At 67.3% G+C, this 17,710-nt stretch carries 18 protein-coding genes; 11 read left to right on the top strand and 7 right to left on the bottom strand.

Annotation, left to right across the window (positions count from 1 at the left end; genetic code table 11):
* Positions 1 to 51: 51 nt before the first annotated feature.
* Complete coding sequence (locus THITHI_RS0112745; RefSeq protein ID WP_018233492.1) at positions 52 to 1,236, bottom strand: class I SAM-dependent methyltransferase; 1,185 nt, start codon at positions 1,234 to 1,236, stop codon at positions 52 to 54.
* A gap of 67 nt (positions 1,237 to 1,303) precedes the next feature.
* Here THITHI_RS0112745 and THITHI_RS0112740 point away from each other — a divergent pair, with 67 nt between their 5' ends.
* Complete coding sequence (locus THITHI_RS0112740; protein ID WP_018233491.1) at positions 1,304 to 2,062, top strand: pteridine reductase; 759 nt, start codon at positions 1,304 to 1,306, stop codon at positions 2,060 to 2,062.
* 546 nt (positions 2,063 to 2,608) lie between these two features.
* On the opposite strand, the gene folK is transcribed toward THITHI_RS0112740, so the two are convergent.
* Positions 2,609 to 3,097, bottom strand: coding sequence for a 2-amino-4-hydroxy-6-hydroxymethyldihydropteridine diphosphokinase (gene folK, locus THITHI_RS0112735; protein WP_018233490.1), 489 nt, complete (start codon positions 3,095 to 3,097; stop codon positions 2,609 to 2,611).
* Positions 3,098 to 3,230: 133 nt separating this feature from the next.
* Positions 3,231 to 3,587: a dihydroneopterin aldolase gene (gene folB, locus THITHI_RS0112730; RefSeq protein ID WP_026186327.1), complete on the bottom strand. Its 357-nt coding sequence runs from the start codon at positions 3,585 to 3,587 to the stop codon at positions 3,231 to 3,233.
* A 141-nt stretch (positions 3,588 to 3,728) separates the two neighbouring features.
* Between folB and rpmB the strand changes: the two genes are divergently transcribed.
* Positions 3,729 to 3,965 carry a 50S ribosomal protein L28 gene (gene rpmB / locus THITHI_RS0112725; protein ID WP_018233488.1) on the top strand — a complete coding sequence of 79 codons (237 nt, stop codon included), beginning with the start codon at positions 3,729 to 3,731 and terminating at the stop codon, positions 3,963 to 3,965.
* 13 nt (positions 3,966 to 3,978) lie between these two features.
* A complete protein-coding gene (gene rpmG, locus THITHI_RS0112720; protein WP_012636911.1) occupies positions 3,979 to 4,146 on the top strand; it encodes a 50S ribosomal protein L33 in 168 nt (55 codons plus the stop codon).
* A gap of 580 nt (positions 4,147 to 4,726) precedes the next feature.
* On the opposite strand, the gene THITHI_RS0112715 is transcribed toward rpmG, so the two are convergent.
* Positions 4,727 to 6,685, bottom strand: a complete 1,959-nt coding sequence (locus tag THITHI_RS0112715; RefSeq protein ID WP_018233487.1) for a hydantoinase/oxoprolinase family protein — start codon at positions 6,683 to 6,685, stop codon at positions 4,727 to 4,729.
* A 357-nt stretch (positions 6,686 to 7,042) separates the two neighbouring features.
* Here THITHI_RS0112715 and THITHI_RS0112710 point away from each other — a divergent pair, with 357 nt between their 5' ends.
* Together THITHI_RS0112710 and mutM are read left to right on the top strand one after the other, a co-directional pair.
* On the top strand, positions 7,043 to 8,080 hold the full coding sequence (locus tag THITHI_RS0112710) for a chorismate transformation enzyme, FkbO/Hyg5 family (RefSeq protein WP_018233486.1): 1,038 nt from the start codon (positions 7,043 to 7,045) through the stop codon (positions 8,078 to 8,080).
* The gene (gene mutM / locus THITHI_RS0112705; RefSeq protein ID WP_018233485.1) at positions 8,073 to 8,888 is read left to right on the top strand and encodes a bifunctional DNA-formamidopyrimidine glycosylase/DNA-(apurinic or apyrimidinic site) lyase; all 816 of its coding nucleotides are present in this window, start codon (positions 8,073 to 8,075) and stop codon (positions 8,886 to 8,888) included. The genes THITHI_RS0112710 and mutM overlap by 8 nt, the downstream gene beginning before the upstream one ends.
* Positions 8,889 to 9,161: 273 nt before the next feature.
* Here mutM and THITHI_RS0112700 read toward each other — a convergent pair whose 3' ends face one another.
* Positions 9,162 to 10,001 carry a DUF6544 family protein gene (locus tag THITHI_RS0112700; RefSeq protein ID WP_026186325.1) on the bottom strand — a complete coding sequence of 280 codons (840 nt, stop codon included), beginning with the start codon at positions 9,999 to 10,001 and terminating at the stop codon, positions 9,162 to 9,164.
* Positions 10,002 to 10,264: 263 nt separating this feature from the next.
* On the opposite strand from THITHI_RS0112700, the gene THITHI_RS0112695 reads away from it, so the two are divergent.
* Entirely contained in the window at positions 10,265 to 10,588 is a 324-nt protein-coding gene (locus tag THITHI_RS0112695; RefSeq protein ID WP_018233483.1) for a zinc ribbon domain-containing protein, read from the top strand.
* 82 nt (positions 10,589 to 10,670) lie between these two features.
* On the opposite strand, the gene THITHI_RS0112690 is transcribed toward THITHI_RS0112695, so the two are convergent.
* Complete coding sequence (locus THITHI_RS0112690; RefSeq protein WP_018233482.1) at positions 10,671 to 11,399, bottom strand: class I SAM-dependent methyltransferase; 729 nt, start codon at positions 11,397 to 11,399, stop codon at positions 10,671 to 10,673.
* Between the two features lie 382 nt (positions 11,400 to 11,781).
* Between THITHI_RS0112690 and THITHI_RS0112685 the strand changes: the two genes are divergently transcribed.
* The 3 genes from THITHI_RS0112685 (at position 11,782) to THITHI_RS0112675 (ending at position 13,269) form a co-directional block, all read left to right on the top strand.
* On the top strand, positions 11,782 to 12,105 hold the full coding sequence (locus THITHI_RS0112685; RefSeq protein ID WP_018233480.1) for a hypothetical protein: 324 nt from the start codon (positions 11,782 to 11,784) through the stop codon (positions 12,103 to 12,105).
* Positions 12,106 to 12,328: 223 nt separating this feature from the next.
* Complete coding sequence (locus THITHI_RS0112680) at positions 12,329 to 12,775, top strand: bacteriohemerythrin (RefSeq protein ID WP_018233479.1); 447 nt, start codon at positions 12,329 to 12,331, stop codon at positions 12,773 to 12,775.
* Between the two features lie 62 nt (positions 12,776 to 12,837).
* A complete protein-coding gene (locus tag THITHI_RS0112675) occupies positions 12,838 to 13,269 on the top strand; it encodes a bacteriohemerythrin (protein WP_018233478.1) in 432 nt (143 codons plus the stop codon).
* 21 nt (positions 13,270 to 13,290) lie between these two features.
* On the opposite strand, the gene metE is transcribed toward THITHI_RS0112675, so the two are convergent.
* Positions 13,291 to 15,603 (bottom strand): 5-methyltetrahydropteroyltriglutamate--homocysteine S-methyltransferase, encoded by a 2,313-nt coding sequence (gene metE / locus THITHI_RS19015; protein WP_018233477.1) that lies wholly within the window; start codon positions 15,601 to 15,603, stop codon positions 13,291 to 13,293.
* 97 nt (positions 15,604 to 15,700) lie between these two features.
* Between metE and THITHI_RS0112665 the strand changes: the two genes are divergently transcribed.
* The gene (locus THITHI_RS0112665; RefSeq protein ID WP_018233476.1) at positions 15,701 to 16,591 is read left to right on the top strand and encodes a LysR substrate-binding domain-containing protein; all 891 of its coding nucleotides are present in this window, start codon (positions 15,701 to 15,703) and stop codon (positions 16,589 to 16,591) included.
* Between the two features lie 81 nt (positions 16,592 to 16,672).
* Positions 16,673 to 17,353 (top strand): class I SAM-dependent methyltransferase, encoded by a 681-nt coding sequence (locus THITHI_RS19010; protein WP_083908726.1) that lies wholly within the window; start codon positions 16,673 to 16,675, stop codon positions 17,351 to 17,353.
* The last annotated feature ends 357 nt before the right edge of the window (positions 17,354 to 17,710 follow it).

Genomic DNA, 17,710 nt, shown 5'->3' with positions numbered 1-17,710 from the left:
GGGGCGGACCGAAGGATACCGGCACGATACCCGGTTCGCCCGCCGCGCGCGTCAAAGCCGTTCCCGCAGGTCGCGCCCGGCAAAGCCCGTCAGCGGGACCGGCACGCCGCGCGTCAGGGCCATGGCCTGGAAGCGCTCGCCCATCTCGCCGGGCAGGGTGAGCTGGCGCACCTGCCCGGCCAGGGCGATCTGTGCGCGAGGGTCTTCGCTCGCGGCCTCCTGAAAGGCCGCGTCCAGCCCGGCGCCGATCAGGAACCAGGCCTGGGTGGTGTAGCCGGCGACCTCCAGGCCCGCGGCAAGCCCCGCCTCCGCCACGGCGGTGAAGTCCACGTGGGCGGTGAGGTCCGCGAGCCCGGGCAGAATCAGCGGGTCGGTGAGCGCGCGGTGGCGGTAATGGCCCATGAGCGTGCCCTGGCTGCGCTCCGCGCTGTAGTACTCGTGGCGCGGGTATCCGTAATCGATGAGCAGGATCAGCCCCGCGTCCAGCGCGTCCGACACGGCGGACACCCAGGCGGACAGCCCCGGGTTGCGCTCCGAGGTGTACCCGGGTGCCCAGTGGCCGCCGGTCTCGGACCTGAGCCGCTGCACGGCCGCGGCCAGTTCCGGCCCGGCGGGCCGCCCGGCCCAGGCGAGGGCGTGGCCGTCCCATGTCACGCCCTTTTCCCGGACACCATCCGGGGTCCATGTGAAGACCTCCACCGGCATGGCGTCCAGCACCTCGTTGGCGAGCACCACGCCGCGCAGCGCCCCGGCCTCCGGCAGCGCGTCCAGCCACCGCACCCGTTCGCGCAGGGCGTCCGGCAGACCCGCCACCGCCTGCTGCTGGCGGGCCCGCAGGTCGGGGCTCAGTTCCAGGATCAGGTAGCGCCCGGGCAGACGGTCGAGGGATTCCAGCGCCCGGAGCATGTCCACGGCCAGGACGCCCGAACCGGCGCCGAATTCCAGCACGTCCCCGCCGCCCAGGTGCTCCAGCACCTGGGCCACCTGCCGCGCCAGGCATCGGGCGAACAGCGGCGAGGTCTCCGGCGCGGTGGTGAAGTCCCCGCCGGCGCCCAGCTTGCGGCTGCCCGCCGCGTAGTAACCGAGCCCCGGCGCATACAGGGCCAGCTCCATGTAGCGGCGAAAGGGCAGGAAGCCGCCGGCGCGGTCGATCTCGCCGCGCAGGCATTGCAGCAGGCGTTCGCCGGTCTCGCGCGCGGCGGCGTCCGGCTCGGGCAGGGCGTGGGGGTCAGGCATTGCGGGTGGGCTCGCGAGGCTGTGATAAAGTCCGACGCATTGTCCCGACGACACGATGGAGGCAAGGGTGGACCAGTCTAACGGCAAGCCGCTCGAGGGCAAACGTGTGCTCATCACCGGCGCGGCGCGCCGGGTGGGCGCGGAGATTGCCCGGCACCTGCACCGGGCGGGCATGGACGTCGTCATTCATTACCGGAGCTCCCGCGACGAGGCCGAATTGCTGGCCCGCGAACTCAACGCGGCGCGCGCGGGTTCCGCGGGACTGGTGCAGGGGGACCTGCTGGACACCGCCTCCCTGCCCCGGGTTGCCGACGACGCCCGGGCGGTGTTCGGTAGCGTGGACGTGCTCGTCAACAACGCCAGCAGCTTCTACCCCACGCCGCTCGGCGGCATCACCGAACAGCACTGGGACGACCTCATGGGCAGCAACCTCAAGGCGCCCCTGTTCCTCTCCCAGGCCCTCGCCCCGGAGCTGACCGCGCGGGGCGGATGCATCGTCAATATCGTGGACATCCACGCCATGCGCCCGCTCAAGGGTTACCCGGTGTATTGCGTGGCCAAGGCGGGGCTCTGGATGCTCACCCAGTCCCTGGCCCGGGAACTGGGCCCGAAGGTGCGCGTCAACGGCATCGCGCCGGGCGCCATCCTCTGGCCCGAGGCCGAGGAGAACAGCGTATCCCACGAGGAGATGATCCGGCGCACCGCCCTCAAGCGCGAGGGTTCACCCGCCGACATCGCCCGCACCACCCTCTTCCTGGTCCGCGACGCCGATTACATCACCGGCCAGATCATCCCCGTCGACGGCGGACGCACCATCGGGCAGTAGCCGCGCCTGCGGCTGACCCCTGCCACAGAGGGCACAGAGAAAAAAAACCAACAGGGCCGTAGGATGGGTCAAGCGAAGCGGACCCATGCGGAAGAGGCCGCGGCGGGTGACAGGGCAGTAGGATGGGCAAAACGCAGCGTGCCCATGCGGAAAAGCCGGCGGCGGGCGACAGGGCCGTAGGTTGGGGTGAGGAACGAACCCCAACATGCAAGGGCCCGGGAATCCTCCACCATGTCGGGGTTCACCGCGCTCACCCCAACCTACGGTCCCTGTACGTTCAGCATGGGTCCGCTGCGCTTGGCCCATCCTACCGCTGCTCAAAGCTTTTCCTCTGTGACCTCTGCGACCCCTGTGGCAAAAAACAGCAGTCGTAGGTTGGGGTGAGGAACGAACCCCAACATGCACGGACCCGGGAATCCTCCACCATGTTGGGGTTCGCTACGCTCACCCCAACCTACGGTCCCTGTACGTTCAGCATGGGTCCGCTTCGCTTGACCCATCCTACAACTGCTCAAAGCCTTGCCTCTGTGGCAAACCCATGATCCTTCATAACCCCAACTCCACCCGCCGCAACCACTGTCCGTTGAGATCGAAATCCGCCCACAGCTCCGACATGGTTTGCCCGATCAGGGGGTGGAGAAGATCCGGGGCGAGGTCGGCCAGGGGGGCGAGCACGAAGGCGTGATGCAGGATCTCGTCCCGGGGCAGTTCGAAGTACGGCGTCTCCATGACCAGGCTGCCGTACATGATCAGGTCCAGATCCAGGGTGCGGGGGCTGAAACCGTTGCTCTCCGGGGTGCGGCCCCGGGCGCGCTCCACGGATTTCAGGAAGTCCACCAGGGGTTCGGGGGCCAGGTCCGTGTCCAGGCCCACCACCAGGTTGAGAAAGGGATCCCCCTCGAAGCCCACGGTCCCCGTCTCGTAGACGGGCGAGACTGACAGGGGGCCGAAGCGCGCCTCCAGGGCCCTGAGCGCCGCACGCACGTTGGCCTCGCGATCCACGTTGCTGCCCACGCTCACGTATGCCCGGGTCATGGCTCACCCGGCATCGGATAAGGGCGGCGGAGACGCAGCCCTGTCACTGCGATCCGGCAGATGGTGGATGTCATGGTTCAGTTACCCTTCAAGGAGTTTTATCGGGATGCCGGCCGCCCGGGGCCCGCCGGGATCAGTCCCGCTTGCCGCGCTCGATGGTGACCCCCACTTCACGGCTGCCCCGCCCCGCGCCCACCTTGCCCAGGGTGAGACGCAGCCAGGGCACCGGGAACTCGTCCATGATCGTCCGGGCGATACGCTCGGCCAGAGCCTCCACCAGGGCCAGGTCATTGTTCTCGACGATGTCGATGATCCGCTTGGACACCGCCTTGTAGTTGAGCACGTCGTCGATGGAATCACTCTCGGCGCCGGGCCGGATGTCCGTGCCCATTTCCAGATCGAGGCGCACCAGATGGCGGATCTGCTGCTCCCAGGCATAGATGCCGATGGTGGTCTCGATTCGCAGATCACGTATATAGACGATATCCATGAAGCACAGATACAAGATACAGGGGGCAATATACAAGTGGGCGGGTTCGTCCGGCATCTTGCCTCTTGTATCTTGTGTCTGGTCCTTGTTATCCTTCGCCGCTTTCCGAATTCAGTCCCGCATTGCCGGAGTAATGTCATCATGGCCCGAGTGTGTCAGATCACGGGTAAGCGCCCCGTCACAGGCAACAATGTCTCCCACGCGCACAACAAGACGCGCCGGCGCTTCCTGCCCAACCTGCACAGCCACCGCTTCTGGGTGGAGAGCGAGAACCGCTGGGTGAAGCTGCGCATCAGCAGCAAGGGCCTGCGCATTATCGACAAGAAGGGCATCGACGCGGTGCTGTCCGACCTGCGCGCCCGCGGCGAGAAGTTCTGAGGAGCAATAGATCATGGCCAAAGGTGTTCGTGACAAGATCAAACTGGTGTCCAGTGCCGGAACCGGCCACTTCTACACCACCACCAAGAACAAGCGCAACATGCCGGACAAGATGGAGATCAAAAAGTACGATCCCGTCGTCCGCAAGCATGTGATGTACAAGGAAGCGAAGATCAAGTAGTCCGCTTCGCCGTCACCGCGCGCTCAGAAAACCCGGCCCCGCCGGGTTTTTTTGTGCCTTCCGGACCCGATCCACGGGGCACCCCCCGGTTGATGGCCACGGAAAACAACCAACAGGACCGTAGGATGGGCAAAGCGCAGCGTGCCCATGCGGACCTCCCGCGCCTTCCTGCCCCCTCGACTGGCCGCACAGCATGGGTCCGCTTCGCTTGACCCATCCTACTGCACCCTTACTGGTTTCTTGCCACGGAGGGCACAGAGGGCACAGAGGAAAACCAACAGGACCGTAGGATGGGCAAAGCGCAGCGTGCCCATGCGGACCTCCCGCGCCTTCCTGCCCCCTCGACTGGCCGCACAGCATGGGTCCGCTTCGCTTGACCCATCCTACTGCACCCTTACTGGTTTCTTGCCACAGAGGGCACAGAGGGCACAGAGGAAAACCAACAGGACCGTAGGATGGGCAAAGCGCAGCGTGCCCATGCGGCCCTCCCGCGCCTCCTGCCCCCTCGACCGGCCGCACAGCATGGGTCCGCTTCGCTTGACCCATCCTACTGCTGCTTTCTGTGCCCTCTGTGGCTACATCATCCTTCATCCTTCAACAAGATATTGCCCACCGCGTCCACCTCGCACACCCACCCGGGCGCCATCCACGTGGTGGACACCGCCTCGGTGATCAGCGCGGGGCCCGCGAGGGTCTGGCCGGCGGGCAGGTCCTCGCGGGCATAGACGGGTACCGGGTCCGACACCCCGTACACGGGGACCCGGGCCCGGGGCGCCGCCGGGGACCGTGCCGCGGGCGGCGGCAGGTCCGGTTCCGGCACGGGCGCCGTGAGGCGGCAGCGCACATTGACCAGCTCCACGGGCAGGTCCAGGGCGTGGCCGAAGCGGGCCTCGTGGGCCGCGTGGAAATCGGCGCCGGCGTCCTCCAGGGAACGCCAGGGCAGGTTCAGGGTGGCCGACTGTCCCGCGTAACGCATGTCCACGGAACGCGTGACCCGCGGGTCCGCCACGCCCTCGGAGCGCAGCGCGGCACGGCCCTCGGCCGCCAGGTCGTCCATGACCGTCCGGACGGCGGTGTCGGTGGCGGAATCAATGAGCAGGTTCAGGGTCCGGGACAGTTCACGGCCCAGCGGCGCCGCCAGCATCCCCAGGGCGGAGAGCACACCCGCGTGCACCGGCACCAGCGCCCGTGTCATGCCCAGCGAGGCGGCCAGTTCACACACATGCAGCGGCCCGGCGCCGCCGAACGGCATCAGCGTGAACCGGCGCGGATCGTGGCCCCGCGCCAGGGAGATCTCCCGGAGCGCGGCGGCCATGTGTTCATTGGCCAGGCGCAGCACCCCTTGCGCCGCCGCCTCCACGGACAGGCCCAGCCCGTCCGCCAGCGGCCCGAAGGCGGCCCGGGCGGCGGCGATGTCCACGGGCATGCCGCCCGCCAGCCGGGTGTCCGGCGGCAGGCGTCCCAGCACCAGGTTGGCGTCGGTCACCGTCGGTTCCTTTCCGCCCAGCCCGTAGCAGGCCGGCCCGGGATGGGCGCCCGCGGAGCGCGGACCCACCTGCAGCAGGCCGCCCGCATCCACCCAGGCCAGGGAACCGCCGCCCGCGCCGATGGTGTGCATGTCCACCATGGGCACCGCCACGGGATAGCCGGCAATATGGCCTTCGCCGGTGAGCCGGATGTCTCCTTCCACCAGCGCCACGTCCGTGGAGGTGCCGCCCATGTCGAAACTGAGCACCCGCGTCTCGCCCGCGGCCCGGGCCAGGTGGCGCGCGCCCCGCAGGCCGCCCGCCGGGCCGGAGAGCAGCAGCCGGACGCCGTGGTGCCCCGCGTGGGCGGCCTCGATGGTATCGCCGTGGCTCTGCATCACCGTCAGCCGGGCGCCGCCCAGGGAACGGGCGAGGCGGTCCAGGTACCCCTGCATGAGCGGGCCCACGTAGGCATTGAGCCAGGTGGCGATGCCGCGCTCGTACTCCCGGTACTCCGCCAGCACGGCGGAGGAGCGGCAGACGAAGCACGACCCGGAGAGCGCCGCTTCCACGGCCCGCTCGAAGCGGTCGTCCAGCCAGGAGAACAGCAGGTTCACGGCCACGGATTCCGGGGCCAGCGCGCGCACCCGGTCCGCCAGCGCCTCCAGGTCCGCGGGGGTGAGGTCTTCCAGCACCGAGCCATCGGCGCCCAGCCGCCCCCCGGTCTCCAGGCAGTCTCCGGGCGGCACCGGTTCAGGCACGGGGGCGGGCTGCAGGTTGTAGAGTTCCCGGCGGGCCTGCCGGCCGATGGTGAGCACGTCCGCGAGGCCGCGGTTGGTGACGTAGACCGTGCGCACCCCGCGCCCCTCCAGCACCGCGTTGGTGGCCACCGTGGAGCCGTGGATCACGGCCAGGGCCGGCTCGTCCTCCAGCCCCATCTCCCGGATGCCCTGCAGGATCGCACGCTCCGGGGCCTGCGGCGTGGACAGCACCTTGTGCACGCGCAGCGTGCCCGAATCCCACAGCACGAAATCGGTGAAGGTGCCGCCCGTATCGACGCCCAGTCGTTTCATGGCGCTAGCCCGCATATCTCACCGGGATCGCGGGAGCAGGCGAAGGATTCGCGTTGCTCGGCGCATCCTTGCGCCTCGCCCCTGCGGGGCTTGCGCGACGAATCGCTCCCGGCGATTCGTTCGTAGGCGCCGCTCTGGAGCGAAAGCCATAGCCGTAGCTATGGGTTGAGTGAAGAGCAAGCATACGGGCGCGAAGACGAGTCTGAACCGCGATAGGACACCGGCGGGGACAGTCTGTCATGCTGAGGTTTACGGCCATTCCTAGCTATTCCATTAATGTTTCAGTCTATTGTGTCCGAGCCGGTGTCCGACCGGTGAGATATGCGGGCTAGTGTAACGCGCGGCGCAGGCGAGCCGATGATGTGCGGATCGCTCTGGTATGATGGGCGGTCCCGTTTCGTGTATCCCGCCGCCATGTCCCAGCCGCCGTTCCAGGTTCAACTGGCCTCGTCCCGCGAAACCGCGGAGGCGGACGACCGCCTGCTGGCGCGGATCACCTTCGGCCCCGTGACGGGGAGCGACGCCGACGATCCGCGTCGCATTCAGGTGGGTCTGCCGGCGCTGCTCGACGGCCCGGACAGCGAACTCTGGCATACCGATGCGCCCGTGACCCGGGGCTGGCGGGATGATATCGGCTTCGCCCATACCGACCGCCTGCTGTTCGCACGGATCCACCTGCCCGACTCGTCGGATGCAGCGGCCGCCGCACGGGAGGCCTACGCACGTCTCCTGGATTTCCACCGGTCCATGGGCTATCCGGCCCTGCTGCGCATCTGGAACTACTTCGACCGCCTGCTGGCGCCCGCCGGGGATTCCGGGCTCGACCGGTACCAGGCCTTCTGCGCCGGCCGTCATGATGCCCTGGAAGCCGCTGGGCTGGATGCCGCCGCCCTGCCGGCGGCCACCGCCATCGGCACCGATAGCCCGGGCTTTCTCGTCTACCTGCTGGCCGCCCGGGAGGCGGGCGATCCGATCGAGAATCCGCGGCAGGTGAGCGCCTACCGGTATCCCCCGGATTACGGCCCCCGAAGCCCCACCTTCTCGCGCGCCACGCTCAAGGACTGGCCGTCCGGCGCGCACCTGTATATCTCCGGCACCGCCAGCATCGTCGGTCACGCCTCCCGGCACGAGGGGGACGTGCGCGCCCAGGTGGACGAGATCATCGACAACCTGGAGGCGCTCATCGGCAATGTCTCCCGGGGCCATGGCCTCGACACGCTCGCGGGGCCCGGCGACCTCAGCCTGATCAAGGTCTACGTCAAGCACGCCCGGGATCTGGAGGCGGTACACGAGCGGATCCGGGCGCGCATCGGGACATATCCGGCCATGCTGTTTCTGCATGGCGACATCTGCCGCCGGGAACTGCTGGTGGAGATCGAGGGGCTGTATGCCTGAACTCCCGGAAGTGGAAACCACGCGCCGGGGCATCGAGCCGCACGTCGCCGGCCGGCGCATCACGTCGGTGACCGTGCGTGAGCCGCGCCTGCGCTGGCCGGTGCCGCGTGACCTGGCCGGGCGCCTTGTGGACCGGACCATCGGCACCGTCTCGCGCCGCGCCAAGTATCTGCTGGTGGAGGCCGGCGACGGCACGCTGATCATCCATCTGGGCATGTCCGGCAGCCTGCGGCTCGTGGATCCCGCCACGCCGCCTCGGCCCCACGATCACGTGGACATCCGACTCGACTCCGGCCGCTGCCTGCGCCTGCACGACCCGCGCCGTTTCGGGGCCGTGCTGTGGACCGGGGAGGATGCGCACCGGCATCCCCTGCTCGCCCGCCTGGGTCCCGAACCCCTGGGCGAAGACTTCGACGACACGTACCTCTTTCGCAGCACCCGCAAGCGGCGCGTCGCCATCAAGCAGCACCTGATGAACAGCCGCGTGGTGGTGGGCGTCGGCAACATTTACGCATCCGAGGCGCTGTTCCTCGCGGGCATCCGCCCCGGCCGCGCCGCCGGCCGGCTCACCCGCGCCGAATGCACGCGGCTGGTGCGCACCATCCGGCAGGTGCTCACGGAGGCCATCGAACAGGGAGGCACCACGCTGCGTGACTTCGTGCGCGAGGACGGCAGCCACGGCTACTTCGGACAGCACCTGCGCGTCTACGGACGCGCCGGGCGCGCCTGCCTGACCTGCGAGACGCCCGTGAAGCAGCTCGTCCAGGGAAACCGCTCCAGCTTCTACTGCCCGGCCTGCCAGCGCTGAGGGAGCCGGCCCCGCGGACGGACTCACGGACGAGAGGATCCATGGACGTCCGCGCGATGACCCCACCCCTTTCGCCCGGAGGACCGGGCTCCTACGCGGCCTTGATCCCCTGTAGGAGCCCAGTCCCCTGGGCGATCCTCTCCTACCCAAGCCCCATTCGCCCGGAGGACCGGGCTCCTACGCGACCTTGCTCCCCTGTAGGAGCCCGGTCCCCTGGGCGATCCCGCCCAAACCAGACCCCCGTTCTCCCGAACCATACGGGGAACACCCGAATCATTCACCGGGCCGGGGAAAACGGATGGCGGCAACCTCGGCCCTGAAGAACGGGAAATAGGCGCCGGTACCGAACATGTTGCCGCCTTCCACCCGAAACGGCAGACGATACCCTTGCACCTCGCGAAAATCCGAGAGCGTTCCGCCGAAGGGCTGAAACCGGTATTCCCTGTCGGGGTTGGCATTGCTCCAGCGCATGAAAGAGACCTCGACCGGTCGGCCCTCGGCGTCCACCGTGACGTCCACCGCCTGTGAAAGGCCCTCATGATTCACGGTGACGCGGGCGGTGTTCGCAGCCACCTCCTCCCAGAAGATCCCCGGCCCCGGCAGCAATGCCGCCGGCGTCCAGAACACCGACTCGGCCACATACCTGCCATAGGCGGATCGGGCGTGATCCGGATTGCCGCCCAACCGCGCCACGGGGATCAGGCCGTATATGCGAAACCGCGTCCAGCCGGCCGAATCCGATCCGGAAACCGGCACGAGCCCCGGCAAACGCAACGTCCAGACGAACCCGTGGGGAGCGGCCAGGATCTGGCGCGCTTCCATCGTCCGGTAGTTCGGCTTTTCCCGGGTGCCGAGACTGAACTCGCCGCCCATCCCGATCTCGGCCACCGGCAACAGGGGTGTCCCCGGGGTGATGGCGAAGTTGAAAAACCGCCGCGCCGGCTCCGGCAGTTGCGCCACGGATTCCGGGTCGTACGTCGGAGGTTGCGCGGGCTGCAGGGCCGCCAGCCGCGCCCACGCAGCCCGATCCGCGCGCCAATCCAGTACCCGCAGCACCAGGAGCGCGGCGACGACAATCCCCGGGACGGCCAGGAGCGGAAGAAGGACCTTCATGCGCACAGTATCCCGGAAACCCGGGGCAGAGCACATTCGGCTGTCATGCCAACGGATGCATCGCGCGCGCTGCCTTTGCCCGGACGACGGTGACGGGCAGAACCGTGGCCGGTCGATCAGGAACGCGCGCCAAACCGCGCTTCACCCTGCCGGGAAACTGCGCCCCGACCCGGTTCTTCGGCGCCGTCAAGCAGGTACACTGTGGAGAGGGCCCCACCGGGACGGTCGGGAAAACAACAGCCATCGAGCAGCAGGAGAACCCCATGGCCGATACCTCGTCGGTACTGAACTCCGTCAGGGAGCGGATCGCCGAACTTGCACGGTTGGCGGATGCAGGCAATGCGGAGGCCGCGAAGAAACTGGCCGGGGAACTGACCCGGGAGATCGAGCAGGCGCTCGAGCAGAAGCCGGGCCCGAAGCCGTCCGCACCCCGCGCGCCCCGCGACGATGTGGTGAAATGCCCGCGGTGCACGCTGCGCGGCTTTACCTTCCAGAAGGGCCACATCCGCGAGGCGGAGGGCGGCGGGTTCGAGGCGCTCTACCAGTGCACCAGTTGCGGTCACCAGGGCTGGCGGGAGATCGGGTGAGCCGATCGAAAAGGCCGCGGCCGCTTCCCTCGAGCGACGGATGAAAGCGGCTCCGGATCCTGCACCCGTCGAATGCCGGGGACTATGGCCGGGTGAGCACGCAAACGGACTGCCCCAGGCTTCCATGCCCGGACATCTCCCGCCCGTCATCCCATCGCACGACGTCTTCGAGCCTGATGTGGGGCTTGTCCCCGTCATGGAAATCCACGATCTCCAGGCCCAGGTGCGCGGCCCATGCTTCGAGGGCATCGCGACTGAGGAACTGGTTCAGGACCTTGTCCGGTCTCCGGTCGGCCAGGTCCTGCTCGAACACCGTCCAGTGTGACGGGATCGCGAACTCCAGAAACGAGAGGATGATCCTGCCTTTCGGCTTGACCACCCGGGCCGCCTCCGCCAAATACCTGTAGGACTCTTCGTGCAGGAGATGGGTGAACACGGAGAAGAAGCAGACGAAGTCCGCCGAGCCGCTCTCCTCGGGGATCGACAGCCCCGGCGCTTCGTAGAACGACCAGTCGGGCCGTTCACAGATCCGTTGCGCATACTCGAACAGGTCCCTGACGACATCGATGCCCACGTACCTGCCGTCCAGTCGGTTCCGCAGTTGAAAACCCAGCCGGCCGCTGCCGCATCCGACGTCGATCACGGTATCCGATCTGTCCAGTCCGTACTGGAGCAGCAGCGCGCACTCCAGTCTGCCGACCGCCTCGAAGTTCCCGCCCACCGCCTGGCTCATGGCGCTTTGCGTGTCACGGTCCCTGACCAGTTCGCTGGTATGCCTTTCGTAGCTCGTTCTGAAATCCGGGCGATTCATGGCGTGTCTCCGGCCCCCGGGCCGGCCTCCGGTTGATCGTGGCTGCCGGCCACATGGTACGCGAGGTGCGATGAGTTGTGGACGCACGCTGACCGGCCACGAACACGGCTCAAACGCTTCGATGACCGTGGCGACTCCGCAGGGCGCTCCCCGGGACACCGGGAACGGCGGATCCGGGCAGCAGCACGGGCCCACCGAGGGCATCGAAATCGGGGCGGACATAGTCGTCGCGTGACTTCGCCCCGGGACCCGACAAGCGCGCCCAAAAGAGGGCACCGAAGGGCGCCCGTTCTTTGCAGAACCAAAGCGGAACAGACTAATCTAGATGGTGTAGAGGACTGATTCCTGTCCTCCGGAAAAACCCAAGAGGAGACACAACGAAATGAAGGTCAAAGAGCTGCTTGAGCACTGGTCGAAACAGACCGGCGGCCGGGTCACGCAGGAGGAATACTGCATGCGTCTGTCCGAGCGTGACGCCGCGCGTATCGCGGCCCTGGAACAGCTGTTTCCGGGCAAGGACCGGGATGTGCTCATCGGCGAACTGCTCTCCGCGGCACTGGATGAGCTGGAAGCCGCGATGCCCTATGTGCCGGGAGAGCGGGTCATCTCCGAAGACGAGATGGGAGATCCCATCTTCGAGGACGCCGGGCTTACGCCGCGCTTCATGGAACTGACTCGCCGGCACATGGAGAAGCTCAACAGCTAGGGGCCTGTCCGCGGCGCCCCAGGCCGTGCCCACCGCCGGGCCGCGAGATGGTCGCGGCCCATTGTCTGGGTGCCGATTCAGAGCCCCCCTGGCCCGGCCGCCCTGCGGGAATGCCGGCGGTGCCCCGTGCGGATTCCTCTGTCAATACCCATTGCAGTTGTGTGGGATTATGCTTAAACTTTCACCCCTACCCAAAAAACGTTCCGGGTCCCGGGAGTGATACATGGCATACATGCACTGGAGCGATGAGCTCAACACGGGTATCGGCGTCATCGATCGCCAGCACCAGCGCATCGTCGACTATATCAATGTCCTGCATCACGCCATCGAAAAAGGTGACCGCGAAGAGATCGGCCAGGTGATCGACCAGCTTGTCGATTACACCTACTCGCATTTCTCGTTCGAAGAGGAACTCATGGAGGAGGCGGGATACCCCTTCCTGCGTGCGCACCAGCGTGTGCATGGGCTGTTCGTTCGCCGCGTGGGGGAGTTCAAGAAACGCTTTCAGAAGGGCGAAGAGATCGGGCGCGAGTTGCACACGGTGCTCAAGACCTGGCTGGTCAACCACATCAAGCATGACGACGCGGACTACGCCGAGGCGGTGCGCAAGCACACCGGCATCGGCACGACAAGGAAAGGGGGGCTTCTGGGGCGCATGTTCGGGCGTTAGCAGGCTGTCCGACCCCGAAGGTGTTGTTGCGAACATATGGCGATCGAACGGAGGGAGGCGCCATGGCCTATTTCGAATGGTCCCGGGACCTGGACACGGGCATCCCGGTGATCGACAAGCAGCACAAGCGCATCGTCGAGTACATCAACCGGCTGCACAAGGCCGTCGAAGACGGGCATGAGCGGGAGGGGGTGCAGGAGGTGCTCGATCAGGTGGTCGATTACACGCTCACGCATTTCGCTTTCGAGGAGGAGATGCTGGAGATCATTGGTTATCCGGAGACCCGGCAACACCAGGAACTGCACCGCGATTTCAGCCTGCGGATCCAGGGTCTGCAGGGATCATTCTCCAATGGGCAGGACATCGCCGGCGAGCTGGCCGAGGCCCTGCGCGGCTGGCTGCTCAATCACATCCGCGAGGACGACCATGCCTACGGCCCCCTGGTGCGCGACTGGCTGCGCGCCAATGCGCCGGAGGGCATGATTCAACGCTGACGACCTGTCCGGCATCCGGGCTCACTTCATCACCGCCTCACGGATCCCGCTTGCCGAGCCTGTCTCGGCGTTCAGTCGCTCCCGCATCACCTGCGCGGCGTACACCATGTTCTCCAGGGCCGCCCGCGTCTCCGGCCAGGTGCGGGTCTTGAGGCCGCAGTCCGGATTGACCCACAGCCGCCCGGGGGACACCACGGCGACGGCCTTCTCCAGCAATGCCGTCATCTCCTCCACCGAAGGCACCCGCGGTGCGTGCACGTCGTAGACACCGGGGCCGATCCCGTTGGGGTAGTGGAATTCGGCGAAGGCGTTGAGCAGCTCCATGTGCGAGCGGCTGGTCTCGATGGTGATCACGTCGGCGTCCATGGCGGCGATGGCCGGCAGGATGTCGTTGAACTCGGAGTAGCACATGTGCGTGTGGATCCGGGTGTCGTCGCGCACGCCGCCGGCAGCGATGCGAAAGCAGCGCGCTGCCCAGTCCAGGTAGGCATCCCAGTGGCTGCGGGCGAGCGGCAGACCCTCCCGGAAGGCCGGCTCATCGATCTGGATGATGCCGATGCCGGCCCGCTCCAGGTCCAGCGCCTCGTCGCGGATGGCCAGCGCGAGTTGCAGGCAGGTCTCCGTACGCGGCTGATCGTCGCGCACGAAGGACCACTGGAGGATGGTCACAGGGCCGGTGAGCATGCCCTTGACCGGCCTGGGCGTGAGGCCTTGGGCATAGGTCGTCCAGTCTACTGTCATGGGCGCCGGCCGTGACACGTCCCCGTAGATCACCGGCGGATTGACGCAGCGGCTGCCGTAGGACTGCACCCAGCCGTGGCGGGTGATGAGAACGCCGTCGAGCTGCTCGCCGAAATACTGCACCATGTCGTTGCGCTCCGGTTCGCCGTGCACCAGCACGTCGAGCCCCAGGGATTCCTGCAGGCGGATCACGCGCGCGATCTCTGTCTGCAGGTAGGCCCGGTAATAGACCTGGTTCAGGCGTCCGGCACGATGGTCTGCCCGGGCGGCACGGATCTCGCGGGTCTGCGGGAAGCTGCCGATGGTGGTGGTGGGCAGGCACGGAAGTTCCAGGCGGGCGCGCTGCGCCGCCTGGCGAGCACCATAGGGCGATGTGCGTCGATCGGCGCCTGCATCGAGCACGGCAACCCGCTGCCTGACGCGCTCATTGCACACACGGGGGCTCCTGCGCCGAGCCGCCAGTGCGCTGCGTGCAGCTTTCAGGGCATCCGCTTCGGCCGACTCCCCCGCATCCAGTACCCTGCCCAGCACGCGCAACTCGTCGAGCTTCTGGCGGGCAAACGAGAGCCAGCCTCGCAGCTCGGGGTCCAGGTCGGTTTCCTGGCCGAGGTCATGGGGCACGTGGAGCAGGGAACAGGACGTGGACAGCCACAGGCGTTGATCGAGCCGTTCGCGCAGCGGCACGAGCTGCGCAAGCACGGCATCCGGATCGGCGCGCCAGACATTGCGCCCGTCGATGATGCCGGCGGAGAGCACGGCGTCGGACGGGAGTGCCTGCGCCGCCCGCAGCAGTTCCTGCGGGGCACGCACCGCATCCACGTGCAGCCCCTGCACCGGCAGCATGCAGGCAAGGGACAGGTTTTCACCCAGAGCGCCGAAGTAGCCGGCAAGGAGCATCTTCGGGCCCGAGCCGTGCAGGGCACGGTAGGCCGTCGCCAGAGCCGTGCGCCATGCCTCGGTCAGTTCCAGTGCCAACACCGGCTCGTCCATCTGCACCCAGGCAACACCGGCCTCAGCCAACCGGCCCAGCACGTCGCGATAAGCGTCCAACAAGGTCTCCAGCAGTTCGAGGCGCCGGTCGGGCCCCCGCATTTTTGACAGCCACAGGAAGGTGAGCGGCCCCACCAGCACCGCCTTGACCGGATGACCCGCCCCCCTCGCCTCGCCGACCTGCTCAAGCAGGCGTTCGGGGCCGGCCGTGAAAGCTGTGTCGGGCGAGAGTTCCGGGACCAGATAGTGGTAGTTGGTGTCGAACCACTTGGTCATCTCCAGGGCCGGCTGCGCGGGTGTGCCCCGCGCCATGGCGAACTGTCGTGACAGCGGACTCTCGTCGCCCCGGAAGCCGAAGCGGGCCGGGGCGCATCCGAGCAGATCGATCATTTCGAGCACATGATCGTAGAAAGCGAAGTCGCCCACGGTGACAAATGACATGCCTGCGTCGCGCTGCTGCGCCCAGTGGCGCAGACGCAACTCGCGGCCGGTCTCTTCCAGGGCCTGTTCCGTGATCTCCCCCCGCCAGTGGCGCTCCAGGGCAAACTTCAATTCCCGGCGCACGCCGATGCGGGGATAGCCGGGCACGTGCAGCATGGTCATGGGTCGGTCTCCTTGACTGATTTGACTGACCCCTACTTTGTCGCGGATGCTTGATGAGCACAAACGATATTATTTCAATAAACCATGAGTAGCGCTCATGATTGAGATCCGTCACCTGCGTACCCTCCTGGCCCTGCATGAGAGCGGCAGCCTCACCGCCGCCGCCCGGCGGCTGCACCTGACCCAGTCCGCCCTCTCCCACCAGCTCCGCGAGCTGGAGGACCGCCTCGGCCTGCAGCTTGCGATGCGGGGACACCGCCCGCTGCGCTTCACACAGGCGGGTAACCGCCTCCTCGCGCTCGCGCAGACGCTTCTCCCCCGTGTGGACGACACCCTCGAGGAACTGCAGCGGCTGGCAAAGGGGGACCGGGGTCGCCTGCGCATCGCCAGCGAATGCCACAGTTGCCTGGACTGGCTGCTGCCGAAACTGCGCGAGCTGCGCCGGCACTTTCCCGGGGTGGACGTGGACGTGGCCCTTTCGGCGAGTCTCGACCCGCTCCCCGGGCTGCTGGACGGATCGCTGGACCTGGTCCTCACCCCCGACCGTCGCGAGACGTCGGGGCTGGCCTGGGTGGAGCTGTTCCACTACCCGATGGTGCTGGTCATGGCCCCGGAACACCCCCTGGCGGGGCGGGACACGGTGAAGGCCGCGGACCTTGCCGGCGAGACCCTGCTCACCTACCCGGTGGCCCGCGAGCGGCTTGACATCTTCACCCGCCTGCTGTGGCCCGCCCGCATCGAACCGGGCCGGGTGCGCACCGCGGAGACCACCGCCATGCTGGTGGAACTGGCCGCCCTGGGCCAGGGTGTCAGCGCCCTGCCGCTGTGGGCCGTGGAACACGTGGTCCGCGCCGGCGACGTGGCCACCAGCTCCCTGGGCCTTGAGGGCACCCTTCACGCGGCCACGCCTGTGCAGAACCGGTCTCTGCCCTATGTGGCCGCCTGCATCGGGCTGCTGGGCGGTCAGACGACGGGGGACCGGCTATAAGTACTGCGGGCATGTGACGGGCGGCGACCCACACAATCTTAATTGTGAGCGGGCCGTTCGCAGAGCTGAACGGGGCATGGAATGAGCGAAGATCGATATGCACCCATCGCCCACTCGCTGCGCCGGATGGGCTGGTTGCAGGACCGGATATTGCACCGGGCGAGAATGAAGGCCGTGGAGATGGTGGCGAAGGCGGGCGCACGCACGGTGCTGGACGCCTGTTGCGGCGCCGGCACGTTGAGCCGCTACCTGGATGCGGCCGGGTTACAGGTTCTGGGAGTCGATGCCTCTCCCGCCATGCTGCAACTGGCCCGGCGACAGGCGCCCGGCCTGCATTGGATACAGGCCGACGTGACACGGCTCGAACCGGGCGAACCGGTGGATGCCACCGTGATCGCCCTGGCCCTGCATGAGATGACCGAGTTACAGCGGCAGGCCATGTGGCGCGCGCTGCAGCGACTGACACGCCCCGATGGCGTGCACGTGGTGATGGACTACACCATCCCGCCCCGCGCCACGCCGGCCGGCCGCGTGGCGGGCTGGATGATCCGCCAGGATGAACGGGCGCTGGATGGGCACGATCCGGGACATTACCAGAACTACCTGGATTTTCTTGCGCACGGCGGCGCGCGCGGGTGGCTGACCCGCATGGACGCTCAATTCATTGACGAGGCGTGGTACCTGTTCGGCAATCTGGGCGTGTTCCGGCTCGGGGTCAATCGCCACAGAGAGAACCGTCGCATCGCCCCGCCTGCTCTGTAATCTGCATTGATCGCCGCATGCCGGGCGCTCCCGGAGGTCAACCCGGGATCCCCAACATATTCCGCCTTCCCTGCCCCGAACCACCTGATTGATGCGAGACAGCGAAACCGCCGGTTATGGCCGTTTCGCGCACGATAAAGAACCGCGGGTGCCCTCTTTCCTCTCTCCTGCTCTGGCTCTGGTCATAGGAATGATCCTTACTCCCTGATTTGATTGACGAATCAGAGGCCAAGCGCCCCCGGCGGGGTTGTCGACAGAACGATGGACATCCTTCTCCCCGTTTCTCTGCATGACCGCCAAGGAATACAATCCTCTCATCGCCATACAAATGGCCCTCTCGGTGCAGTTACGCCGGAA

This window comes from Thioalkalivibrio thiocyanodenitrificans ARhD 1, from assembly GCF_000378965.1.
GTDB lineage: Bacteria > Pseudomonadota > Gammaproteobacteria > Ectothiorhodospirales > Ectothiorhodospiraceae > Thioalkalivibrio_A > Thioalkalivibrio_A thiocyanodenitrificans.
The sequence above is the reverse complement of the archived record's forward strand: the minus strand, read 5'-3'. Positions and strand labels throughout refer to the sequence as shown.

Excerpts from the sequence above, each read along its gene's own strand:
- THITHI_RS0112715 (WP_018233487.1), bottom strand. The coding sequence starts at position 6,685 with ATGAAACGACTGGGCGTCGATACGGGCGGCACCTTCACCGATTTCGTG.
- rpmG (WP_012636911.1), top strand. The coding sequence starts at position 3,979 with ATGGCCAAAGGTGTTCGTGACAAGATCAAACTGGTGTCCAGTGCCGGA.
- rpmB (WP_018233488.1), top strand. The coding sequence starts at position 3,729 with ATGGCCCGAGTGTGTCAGATCACGGGTAAGCGCCCCGTCACAGGCAAC.
- metE (WP_018233477.1), bottom strand. The coding sequence starts at position 15,603 with ATGACCATGCTGCACGTGCCCGGCTATCCCCGCATCGGCGTGCGCCGG.
- folB (WP_026186327.1), bottom strand. The coding sequence starts at position 3,587 with ATGGATATCGTCTATATACGTGATCTGCGAATCGAGACCACCATCGGC.
- THITHI_RS0112745 (WP_018233492.1), bottom strand. The coding sequence starts at position 1,236 with ATGCCTGACCCCCACGCCCTGCCCGAGCCGGACGCCGCCGCGCGCGAG.
- THITHI_RS0112700 (WP_026186325.1), bottom strand. The coding sequence starts at position 10,001 with ATGAAGGTCCTTCTTCCGCTCCTGGCCGTCCCGGGGATTGTCGTCGCC.
- mutM (WP_018233485.1), top strand. The coding sequence starts at position 8,073 with ATGCCTGAACTCCCGGAAGTGGAAACCACGCGCCGGGGCATCGAGCCG.
- THITHI_RS0112685 (WP_018233480.1), top strand. The coding sequence starts at position 11,782 with ATGAAGGTCAAAGAGCTGCTTGAGCACTGGTCGAAACAGACCGGCGGC.
- THITHI_RS19010 (WP_083908726.1), top strand. The coding sequence starts at position 16,673 with ATGAGCGAAGATCGATATGCACCCATCGCCCACTCGCTGCGCCGGATG.
- folK (WP_018233490.1), bottom strand. The coding sequence starts at position 3,097 with ATGACCCGGGCATACGTGAGCGTGGGCAGCAACGTGGATCGCGAGGCC.
- THITHI_RS0112710 (WP_018233486.1), top strand. The coding sequence starts at position 7,043 with ATGATGTGCGGATCGCTCTGGTATGATGGGCGGTCCCGTTTCGTGTAT.
- THITHI_RS0112695 (WP_018233483.1), top strand. The coding sequence starts at position 10,265 with ATGGCCGATACCTCGTCGGTACTGAACTCCGTCAGGGAGCGGATCGCC.
- THITHI_RS0112680 (WP_018233479.1), top strand. The coding sequence starts at position 12,329 with ATGGCATACATGCACTGGAGCGATGAGCTCAACACGGGTATCGGCGTC.
- THITHI_RS0112665 (WP_018233476.1), top strand. The coding sequence starts at position 15,701 with ATGATTGAGATCCGTCACCTGCGTACCCTCCTGGCCCTGCATGAGAGC.
- THITHI_RS0112675 (WP_018233478.1), top strand. The coding sequence starts at position 12,838 with ATGGCCTATTTCGAATGGTCCCGGGACCTGGACACGGGCATCCCGGTG.
- THITHI_RS0112690 (WP_018233482.1), bottom strand. The coding sequence starts at position 11,399 with ATGAATCGCCCGGATTTCAGAACGAGCTACGAAAGGCATACCAGCGAA.